Annotated in this window: 1 protein-coding gene; it reads left to right on the top strand. The window is 37.4% G+C overall.

Annotated elements, in window-relative coordinates:
• Positions 1 to 204: hypothetical protein (locus AAEY78_RS13655; RefSeq protein WP_352339882.1), on the top strand; the 204-nt coding region annotated here is incomplete at its 5' end.
• Between the last annotated feature and the right edge of the window lie 58 nt (positions 205 to 262).

Genomic DNA, 262 nt, shown 5'->3' with positions numbered 1-262 from the left:
GATGGAGATGGCATTCTTGATGAGTTAGATGATTATCCTTTAGATGCTTCTCAATCCCGATTTGAGCTAATCCGCGAACAAGAACCCAATGATAATCCCTCAATAGCAACTCATGCAAATCGTTATCCTCCATTTAAAATGTCAGGCGCAATATCTGTTAAGTCAGATAATGGTGATTTGTTTTCCTTTAATGCACAAAAATAACATGGCCACCCAAAACTGTTGGCTAAATATTAAACACTCAACTACGCTTTATTTACCC

The organism is Psychrobacter sp. 16-MNA-CIBAN-0192 (genome assembly GCF_040309565.1).
In the GTDB taxonomy this organism is placed as follows: domain Bacteria; phylum Pseudomonadota; class Gammaproteobacteria; order Pseudomonadales; family Moraxellaceae; genus Psychrobacter.
The sequence above is the reverse complement of the archived record's forward strand: the minus strand, read 5'-3'. Positions and strand labels throughout refer to the sequence as shown.